This is a genomic window from Micromonospora sp. NPDC003776, from assembly GCF_053605645.1.
On record NZ_JBSGJR010000238.1, the window covers coordinates 1 to 9,553 of the forward strand.

The 9,553-nt window shown below is 72.7% G+C and carries 9 protein-coding genes; 5 read left to right on the plus strand and 4 right to left on the minus strand.

The genetic code is table 11. From position 1 onward, the window contains the following. Window positions 1–119 precede the first annotated feature (119 nt). Window positions 120–719 carry a class I SAM-dependent methyltransferase gene (locus tag ACWEVO_RS19645; protein WP_452308966.1) on the minus strand — a complete coding sequence of 200 codons (600 nt, stop codon included), beginning with the start codon at window positions 717–719 and terminating at the stop codon, window positions 120–122. A gap of 239 nt (window positions 720–958) precedes the next feature. Here ACWEVO_RS19645 and ACWEVO_RS19650 point away from each other — a divergent pair, with 239 nt between their 5' ends. Continuing rightward, window positions 959–2,281, plus strand: a complete 1,323-nt coding sequence (locus tag ACWEVO_RS19650) for an AAA family ATPase (RefSeq protein WP_452308967.1) — start codon at window positions 959–961, stop codon at window positions 2,279–2,281. A gap of 108 nt (window positions 2,282–2,389) precedes the next feature. Continuing rightward, the gene (locus tag ACWEVO_RS19655) at window positions 2,390–4,939 is read left to right on the plus strand and encodes a hypothetical protein (protein ID WP_452308968.1); all 2,550 of its coding nucleotides are present in this window, start codon (window positions 2,390–2,392) and stop codon (window positions 4,937–4,939) included. 434 nt (window positions 4,940–5,373) lie between these two features. On the opposite strand, the gene ACWEVO_RS19660 is transcribed toward ACWEVO_RS19655, so the two are convergent. Continuing rightward, entirely contained in the window at window positions 5,374–5,961 is a 588-nt protein-coding gene (locus tag ACWEVO_RS19660; protein ID WP_452308969.1) for a hypothetical protein, read from the minus strand. 786 nt (window positions 5,962–6,747) lie between these two features. Between ACWEVO_RS19660 and ACWEVO_RS19665 the strand changes: the two genes are divergently transcribed. The 3 genes from ACWEVO_RS19665 to ACWEVO_RS19675 all read left to right on the plus strand — a co-directional run bounded on the left by ACWEVO_RS19665 (window position 6,748) and on the right by ACWEVO_RS19675 (window position 8,780). Further along, window positions 6,748–7,206 (plus strand): MaoC family dehydratase N-terminal domain-containing protein, encoded by a 459-nt coding sequence (locus ACWEVO_RS19665; protein WP_452308970.1) that lies wholly within the window; start codon window positions 6,748–6,750, stop codon window positions 7,204–7,206. After that, the gene (locus ACWEVO_RS19670) at window positions 7,203–7,604 is read left to right on the plus strand and encodes a MaoC/PaaZ C-terminal domain-containing protein (RefSeq protein WP_452308971.1); all 402 of its coding nucleotides are present in this window, start codon (window positions 7,203–7,205) and stop codon (window positions 7,602–7,604) included. The genes ACWEVO_RS19665 and ACWEVO_RS19670 overlap by 4 nt, the downstream gene beginning before the upstream one ends. Window positions 7,605–8,060: 456 nt before the next feature. After that, a complete protein-coding gene (locus ACWEVO_RS19675) occupies window positions 8,061–8,780 on the plus strand; it encodes a GntR family transcriptional regulator (RefSeq protein ID WP_452308972.1) in 720 nt (239 codons plus the stop codon). Between the two features lie 25 nt (window positions 8,781–8,805). Here ACWEVO_RS19675 and ACWEVO_RS19680 read toward each other — a convergent pair whose 3' ends face one another. Together ACWEVO_RS19680 and ACWEVO_RS19685 are read right to left on the minus strand one after the other, a co-directional pair. After that, window positions 8,806–9,126, minus strand: coding sequence for a GYD domain-containing protein (locus tag ACWEVO_RS19680; RefSeq protein WP_452308973.1), 321 nt, complete (start codon window positions 9,124–9,126; stop codon window positions 8,806–8,808). A 1-nt stretch (window position 9,127) separates the two neighbouring features. After that, window positions 9,128–9,349, minus strand: a complete 222-nt coding sequence (locus ACWEVO_RS19685) for a hypothetical protein (protein WP_452308974.1) — start codon at window positions 9,347–9,349, stop codon at window positions 9,128–9,130. Window positions 9,350–9,553: the final 204 nt, after the last annotated feature.

The following is a 9,553-nucleotide window of genomic DNA, read 5'->3' on the forward strand; positions in this document are numbered from 1 at the left end:
CCGTGCACGCCCAGCCCCGCAGCGGCGGGGGCCTCATCGTGACCGTGACCCTGCCGGCCGTGGGCGTGGCCGTTCCCACGCAGGCGGCGCGGACGCTGCCCGCCGTGCCGCGCTGACGGTCAGACGGGGCGGCGAGCGACCACTTCGACGGCCGGACTGACCATCCGCCGTGGCCGTACCTGCAGGCCCACGTCGGCGAACCCGGCGGCGGTCACATCGTCGGCCAGCTGCTCCGGCGAGGTGTCCAGGACGTGACGGTGCACCGTCACCACCAGCAGCCCGCCCGGCCGCAGCACGCGGTACGTCTCAGCCAGCCCGGCCCGCCGGTCCCACAGCATCACGTTGTTGACCGAAACCACGCCTTGCATGCTGGCGTCGGCGCAGCCGGTGTGCTCGGCGGAGCCGTCGCGGACCTCGACCACGCCGGCGGCGATCGCGTCGGAGCAGCGGGCGGCAGCCAGTTCGCGCATCGTGGCGGAGGGATCCACGCCGACCACGCGCCCGGTCGGGCCCACGCGGTCGGCGGCCAGGGCGAGGCCCACGCCTGGGCCGTGCCCGACGACCAGCAGGTGAGCGCCGGCCGGGGGTGCGAGACGATCAACAGCCCAGCGTTCCTGCTCGGTGTTTCCGCGGGCCATGATGGCTCCGCCGACGCGCCCGGGCATGCCGCGGGGATGGCCGAAGAACGCGTCGAACGCGCGTTCCCAGATCTTCGTCATGCCGCCCATCCTGCACCGATGCCAGGGAGCGGCGCATCAGCGGAAAGCCGACTCCCGCCGCATCACACCAGCCTGTAGCCCTCGATGAGCGGTGCGCGACCGAGCCGGAGAGCGACGGCCCGCGACACCCCGACCATCCCCCGATCAGCGGACGGGGCCGGCGACGCCGACCAGCGGGCTCGTATGGTGACGGGACCGCCGCCCGTCCGGGCGGTGGGTCGGATCGGGGAGGGTGATCGGTGCTCGCGGAGTTGGCAGTGCCGCCGGCCGTCGAGGCGGAAAGGGTCATCACCGCCGTGCTGGCCGACCTGCGCTCCGGCGACCACCGCGGGGTGGTCGTCGACTCCCCGCCCGGCGCCGGCAAGTCCACCCTCGTGGTCCGCGCCGCCACCGAACTGGCCGCCACCAGCGAGCCGCTGATCATCATCGCGCAGACCAACGAGCAGGTCGACGACCTCATCGACCGGCTCGCCCGCAAGGCCCCCGAGCTGCGGATCGGCCGGCTCTCCGCGACCGACTACCGGCCGTCGGAGCGGGTGAAGGACCATGCCACGGTGCGCGTCGCCGCGAAGGTCGCCGACCTCGGCGGCCCGGCCGTCACCATCGGTACGGCCGCCAAGTGGGCCACGGTCGCCGAGGGCACCTGGCCGTGGGCGATCGTCGACGAGGCGTACCAGATGCGCTCGGACGCCCTGCTGCGCGTGGCCGGGCGGTTCGAGCGGGCGCTGTTCGTGGGCGACCCGGGCCAGCTCGACCCGTTCTCCACCGTCGAGACGGCCCGCTGGACCGGCCTCACCTGGGATCCGATGCAGTCGGCGGTGGCCACCCTGCTGCGGCACAACCCGGACCTGCCCGTACACCGGCTGCCGGTGTCCTGGCGGCTGCCGGCCTCCGCGGCGTCGGTGGTCGCGGCGGCGTTCTACCCGTTCACCGGGTTCCGCGCCGGCACCGGGCCGGCCGACCGGGCGCTGACGTTCACCGAACCCGGGCCGGGGGACCGGATCGACGCGACCGTCGACCTGGCCGCCCGCACCGGCTGGGGACTGTACGAGCTGCCGGCCCGGCACACCCTGCGTACCGACGGCGAGGCCGCCGCGGCCTGCGCGGAGCTGGCGCTGCGGGTGCTGCGCCGCGGCGCGGTCGCGGTCTCCGAGCAGGCCCCCGGCGGCGCACCGGTGACCGCGGACCGGATCGCCGTCGGGGCCGCGCACCGCGACCAGGCCGCCGCCATCCGCTCCCACCTGGGCGCGGCCGGCGCGGGCATCACCGTCGACACCGCCAACCGCCTGCAGGGCCGGGAGTACGACGTGACGATCGTGCTGCACCCGCTCTCCGGGCGGCGCGACGCGACCGCGTTCCACCTGGAGTCGGGGCGGCTGTGCGTGCTGGCGTCACGGCACCGGCACGCGTGCCTGGTGGTGGCGCGGGCGGGGATCCCGGAGCTGCTGGACGCCCACCCGTCGACCGAGCGGGTGCACCTGGACGTGCCGGTGAAGTTCCCGGACGGCTGGGAGGCCAACCAGACCATGCTCGCCCACCTCGCTGCCCATCACGCCGACTGACAACGGGACGAACGGGCACCATGCGAGAACACCCGTCGATGCTACGGTGAGCCCCCGCGCTCGGCATGTCCCGAGCGCGATCAGCCGCGCCATCACGGGGAGAACTTCATGGCGTCGTATCGGCTTCTCGCCATCGCGTCCCTGACCGCCCTGGTCACCACCCTGTCCGGAGCCGCCTCCGCCGCCCCGCCCACTGTGGACCGAGCCGCCGCCGGCAAGGCCGGCCGGGCTTCGGTCACCACCGTGGGCAGCCCGCAGCAGACGGTCCGGCTCGCCACCGGCGAGCGGCTGGAGCTGATGCGCGACCCCACCCGCTCGGCTTCGCCGTTCCGGGTCCTCCCGGCGGGCGACTCCGCTCGGCCCGGACGCTTCGCGTACGGCGCGGCCGACGGGAAGCTGCGGGTGCAGCCCACCGGCCACCGGGCCGAGACGGTGCAGCTGCGGGCGGGCACGCGCAGCTCCGCCACGGCGCGGGCCGACGCCTACTACCCGGTGAAGCTCACCATCAACAGCCCGACCGGCTTCGGCTCCAAGCTCATCTACGTGTGGGACCGCAGGAACTGGACGGCCTACGCCGTCAACGACGAGCAGTTCACCCCGAACGGCAGCACGAACCTGCCCAACGGCGACTACTTCGCGGTCGCGCTCTACACCCAGTGGGGCGGCGGAAGCTTCCTGCTCACCCGGACCTTCCAGATCGCCAACGGCGGCGCCACCGTCCGCTTCGACCAGAGCACGGCGAAGGAGACGCGGATCGCGGTCGACGACCCCACCGCGACCCGCTACACCTCGGCCGTGTGGATCTCCGTGCCCGGCGGGCTGGCCGGCTTCGCCGGCGGCGGGGCCGAGAAGGTGTACGTGACGCCGTACTCCGTGGCCGGCACCTCGCTGCGGCTGCACGACATCCTGATCAAGCAGGGGACGTCCGATTTCGTGCCGAGCCCCTACCGGTACGACCTCTACCGCAGCTTCGACGACGCGGTGCCGGCTACGCCGGTGGTGAATCTGACCCGCACCGGGCTGGCCGTCACGACCACCTCGGTTCGGGGGCAGGGGAGGGCCACCAACGCGTCGCTGCTGACCGTGCCTTACACCTCGGACTGGACCGGGGCCTACCTCCCGTCGCCGGTCGCGGTCCCGGGCACCGTCACCGAGTACGTGACACCCGAACGGTCCTTCATGCGGCTGCTGCACTACCGCCCCCTGGCACAGGACATGACCCTGAGGGACCGGGCCCTTCCCCCAGGCCCGTCGGCCGGTGAGACGATCGGTGGCGCACCGTTCGCCCCGCGCTGGTCCCCGGGCACCGGTTCCTCCCGGGACATCACCCGGATGTACATCTACGAGTACCCGGCGTTGAGCGACGCCGCCGGGAACCCGGGGATCGACCGGAACGCGAAGGTCTCAATCAACCTCAGCTCCGGTGGGGAGCCCCACATCTCGGCCAGCGACCTGTCGCCGTACCAGTCGGTGTCCGCGACGGTGCCGTCAGTGTCGACGGTCTACCAGCTGAACCACACCGTCACCCGCGTCGTCTCCTGGTCCCGGCTCTCCACCGAGGTACGCAGTGAGTGGCGCTTCCTCTCCGCCGGTGTCCGGTACAGCGACCCGCTGCCCCTGGTCGACATCGGCTTCGCGACGGCCGGCCTCGACACCCAGAACACGGTCCGGCTGGCCCCGGTGAAGATCACCGCCACGGCCAGCTCGCGCCGCTCGGGCGCGCTGGCGACCCTGACCGGCCTGGAGTACTCGACCGACGACGGCGCCACCTGGGCGGCCCTGCCCGTCTCCGGCTCGGCGGACCGCGCCTCGGTCGACCTGACGGTGCCGTCCACCGCCGCCTTCGTCTCGTTGCGGTCCACGGCGACCGACGACTCCGGCGGCACCCTCCGGCGTACCGTCATCCGGGCCTTCGCCGGCCCGGCGTCGCAGGCCGACGAGACGGTCGGCGCCACCAAGGTCTCCAACGTGGTGGTCAACGGCGGCAAGCCGGTGGTCCTGACCTCGTCCGGCGCCCGGGAGTTCACCGCCACGTTCACCGCCACCGACCCGTCCGGCATCGCCGGCGGCGACGTCTACCTCTGGCGCAACCCGTCCCGCAGCTACGTCCCCCGCGGCTCGTCCAGCAGCCCGAATCCGGTCCTGGTCAGCGGGTGGGCCGCCGACTGCACCGAGACCTCCGCGACCACGGCGACCTGCCAGGCGACCTTCCGCGCCGATCCGAAGCTGAGCCTGGGCAGGAACGATCTGGCGGGCGGGTGGCGGGTCGCCGTCCGGGCGCACAGCAAGGACGGCATGAGCTTCACCGACCGCCGTTCGGCGGGCAGCTTCTCGATGCTGCGCCACAGCAAGCTGACCACCAGCGCCGCACCGACCTCGGTCGCCAAGGGCAAGACCTTCGCCGTCAAGGGTGTGCTCACGCAGGCGAGCTGGGAGCGGACGGCCTACACCGGCTACCCGGGCCAGGCGGTGACGCTGCAGTTCCAGAAGGCGGGCACCAGCACGTACACGACGGTGAAGACCGTGACGCTCGACCAGTACGGCGAGGCGACGGTGAAGGTCACCGCCTCCGCGAGCGGGTCCTGGCGCTACGTCTTCGCGGGCACCTCGACCACCGCGGCGGTCACCAGCAGCAGCGTGTACGTCACGGTCACGTAACCGCACGGCCGGCGACAAAGTGGGGGCAGCGGGGCTTGAACAGCCGGCCGCTGCCCCCACTTTCGTCGACTATCGGGCCAGAACGACCACGACGGTGGCGAGACCGCCGATCAGCAGCGCCGTGCTACCGAGAATCGCGTACGGCAACCAGTCGTGCGGCTGCTGCCGCACCTGCTGACTGCGGCGGGTTCGGTGCGGTGATGCGGCCGTCGGCCGGTTGTTGTGGACCGGCCAGCGGGATGGCGGCGTACGGGGGGTGGATTCGGCGATCACGGGGCCTCCGGCAGCGTCAGGGGGGTCGCTGTTGCAGCTCGTACGGAGCAGGACCGGGCGGGATCGCAGAGAGGTGGGGGCCTGCCGTCCCGCCCGGTCGTAGGGACGGCCGGCGCACCCCCGATCGTCCCCTATGGACAGCGCCAGCCGATCGGCGACCGTTACGCAGGCGGCGCGAAGGAACTTCCGCGCAGCCGGCGGTTCCACCACCCCGGGTGGGTCCGCGCCAGCCGGCGCAGCCGCGCGTGCTCCCAGTGCTGGAACGCGACGAGCCCCGGCACGAGTCCGAGCATGACCACCGGCAGGTACCGGCGGGCCGTGCGGTTCTCCAGCGCGATCGCCAGCAGCCCCGAGACGCCCGAGACGTAGAGGATCGGGTTGTAGTAGCGCATCAACTCCGGCCCCAGCCCCTCGCAGTCCTCCAGCCAGGGCAGGCCGAGCCGGGTGCGGCGCGTCGGCCAGCCGAGCAGATGCGCCGAGATCGCGGCGACCCCGAAGCCGTTCGCCGCCGCCAGCAGCGGGTCGGCCGACTCGTCGCGGGCGGTCGCGGCCAGCACGCCGCCGGTGACGAGGCTCCAGAAGCCGGCAGCGCCGTACGGCCCGATCACCGAGGCGAGCGGCATGCCGACGCCGGCTCCCAACTCGAACACCACGTGTCCGGCGAGGCTGACCACGGTCAGCCGGGTGAGCGGGCGACGCCCGGCGCGCTGCCCGGCGGCACCCGATCTCGTCAGCCACGATCCCGTCATGATGTGTCCGACTTTACGTGAGCTGCGGCATTCCTCCTCCGAGATCCGGGATCCGGGAGGCGGGAGTGGCCTACCGGGCCAAGCAACTGGTAGGCGAAAGCCCCGGCCTGCGCGCCGATGTAGTTGCCGACCATCAGTAGCAGTACCGGCACGTATGTGGCCCCGCCGCGCAGCCGGCCCGACTCGCGTACCGCCTGCACCAGGTCGCGGACCAGGACCGCCGAGCGGGCCCAGCACAGGGCCACCGTGAGCAGCGTAATCGCGTCGCTGATCGTGCCGAGCAGGTCCGGGAAGCCGTAGCGCGCGGGATCCCGGTGAACAGGTGCTCACCCATCCGGAACCCGAGCGCGGGTGCCGAGGATCGCCCCCACCGTGGAGAACTCGCCCACGTGGGTGAGGAAGCTCCGGGTCGACGGCGCTGCCACCGGCAGCGGGAACCAGGCCAGCCTATTGATAGGCGTAGGCCGATATCAAGGGTCCAGCCGCTGATGGATGCCGGCAAGCATGGCGTGTGGATCGATCGGCTGCTCCCATCTCTTCTCGGGAGGCGGCATGTGAACAACCGGTGGTGCCGAATCCACTATCGTTCGCCGGGTCGGTTGTCGCAGATTTGTCGTGCCGGTTGAGTTGGGTTGTGCCTCGCTCTGATCCGTCTGCGCCTCGGGTGGTGCATCGCGCGGCGCAGGTGCCATGCGAATGAGGCGGGTAGCGGCGGCGACGGGTTGCAGCACAACATCGGCCTCGGCGGCCGCCGCGGTCACCTCTACGAGAAGCGGAGTTGAGGCTATGCCCGTCAACCCCGACAAGGCCCGGGCGTTGGCCTTCCCGCCGGTCACCGTCACCGTGGAGCGCGGCCGGCTGCGGATGTTCGCGCAGGTCATCGGCGAGACCGACCCGGTGTACGTGGACCTGGCCGCGGCCCGCGCGGCGGGCCACCCGGACCTGCCGGTGCCGCCCACGTTCTTCTTCAGCCTCGAGATGGAGTCCCCGGACCCGTGGGGATACCTCGCCGACCTCGGCGTGGACCTGCGCCGGGTGCTGCACGGCGAGCAGGAGTTCACCTACCACGCGATGGTCCACGCCGGGGACACCGTCGAGCTGCGGCCGCGGATCGTCGATGTCTACACCCGAAAGGGCGGCGCGCTGGAGTTTCTCGTCAAGCGCACCGCCGTGGTGCGCGACGACCGCCTGGTGGCCGAGGCGACCGCCGTCATCGTCGTACGCAATCCGGGGTTGGCGTCGTGACCACCGTGGACGACCTGCGGGAGGGTGCGCAGCTGCCCCCGCTGCGGCTTCCGCCGATCACTCGCACCACGCTGGCGCTCTTCGCCGGCGCCTCCGGCGACCACAACCCGATCCACATCGACCTGGACGTGGCCCGCTCCGCCGGTCTCGACGACGTGTTCGCCCACGGCATGCTCTCCATGGCCTACCTGGGCCGGCTGCTGACCGGGTGGGTGCCGCAGCACCGCATCCGCACCTACCGGGTCCGGTTCGTCGCCGTCACCCCGGTGCACGCCGAACCGACCTGCACCGGGCGGGTGGTGTCCGTCGCGGACGGGCGAGCCACCGTCGCGCTCGCCGTCACTCTCGCCGACGGCACCACCACGCTGACCGGCGAAGCGGTCATCGACCTCAGCTGACCACCGCCTACGGAAGGGTGCGGCCCACGGCAAAATCCCGACGGCAAGATCGCCATCGTCGCCGGCTCCAGCCGCGGGACCGGCCGGGAAATCGCCACACAGGGCGCGGCGATCGTCGACAACGACCTCGACGAGGAGTCAGCTGCACGAACCGTCGTCCAAATCGAGGCGGCCGGCGGGCGGGCGCTGGGCTGCAACGGCAGCGGCACCGACGGCGACTTCGCGGAGCACTTCGTCGGTACCCGGCGGACTGCTTCCGCGGCGTGAACGCCATCGCGGGCCGTGAACGACGGCAGCGGTGGGCTCACGGTGGACCGGGCGGCGACCGAGGCGCTGCGCGCCCGGCCCGACCGTGGCGTATGACCTGAAATCGCGCCACCGTCGATGTATTCACGAAATATGGAGGTGCGTACAATCGATCACGCTGCGTTGCGTCGTCCGGGGAGGTGCCCCTCGATGGGTTCGGTGAGTGGCCCGGGCGGTGCCGTGACCGCCGACGACAGGGCCGGCAACGGCGCGGGGACCCGGTCGGTCTACGACGCGCTGCGGCGCCTCATCCTCGACGGTGAGCTGCCGCCCGGCGCGGAGATCTCCCAGCCGGAGCTGAGCCGACGGCTCGCCGTGAGCCGCACCCCGCTGCGCGAGGCGCTGCGCCTGCTGGAGCGGGAACGGCTGGTCGTGGACACCGGCCCCTACCGGTCCACCCGGATCAGCTCGCTGAGCCCCGCCGACCTCGACGAGCTCTACTCCCTGCGGGTCATGGGGGAGGGGCTGGCGATCTGGCTGACCGTGCCGATGCTGCGCGCCGCCGACATCGAGCGGCTGGAGCAGGACGCCGAGCTGACCGCCGCCGGCGACCCCGAGGCCCACCGCCGCTTCCACGCCGGCCTGCGCATCGGCGCCGGGCCGCGGCTGGCCGAACACCTGGAGCAGCTCTCCGACCACGCCGAGCGCTACCAGCGTTCCTTCGTCCAGTACGAGCCCGACCGGGAGTTCGTCGCCGCCAAGCTGGCCGAGCACCGCGAGATCGTGGCCGCCTGCGCGGCCGGCGACCGGCAGCGGGCTCGGGAGCTGCTCGTCGACCACATCGCCGGCACGGCGATGGCGCTCATGACCGCCGAGCGGCACGCGCCGTTCACGCTGCCCTCCGCGGTGGCCATGGCGAAGGGCCACTGACGCCCTGATCACCGCCGCGGCGGGCTCAGTCGCCCGGTGGGGTGTAGCCGGTCGGCATCCGGGTCGCCTCGTCGACCTCCGCCGCGCTGAGCAACGGGGTGATCTGCACCCGCAGGCCGCGCGCCGCCCCGACCGCGATCGCCAGGGCGGCCGCGGCCCGGTGGTCGGGCAGCTCGCACAAGGCGTACGTGTCCTCGTCGGCGAAGGCGAAGTGCAGCGACGTCAGCTGACCGCCGGCGTTCTCCACCAGGGACCGTAAGACCTCGACGCGTCTGCTGCCGCCGTCCCGGATCAGCCCGTTGAGTCCCTCCGGGGTGTAGGTGGACCTCAGCAGGAGCGTGGCCACGTCACCGGTTCCCCTGCCGCTGGACCCGTTGCGCGCCCTCGACCCGGCCGCGACCGTGGTCACGTTCCGTGCCCGACGTCCCGGTCGCCGCGCGCAGGTGACGGCGCTCCGGCGAGCGCTCGACCTCGGAGCCCTGCCGGCCCCGGGCACCGCTGCCGGAGTGCCGCCCCGCGCGCGCCGACTCGCCGCCCGGATCGTGCTTGTTCTGCTTGTGGCTACCCATGCGCCGCGGGTACCCGGTGGGTGGACGCCTAGTCATGACCCGGCCCCCGGCCTCCTGCCACACTGGCAGCGGCAGCTCAGCTGGAGGGGGCCGGGATGCGGTGGCTCGTCGTCCTGATCATCGTCGCGCTCGCGGTGTGGCTCTGGCGCCGAGAACGAGGGCACCACGCTGTCGGGCCTCCTCAGCCGCCGCGGCGACCAGCGT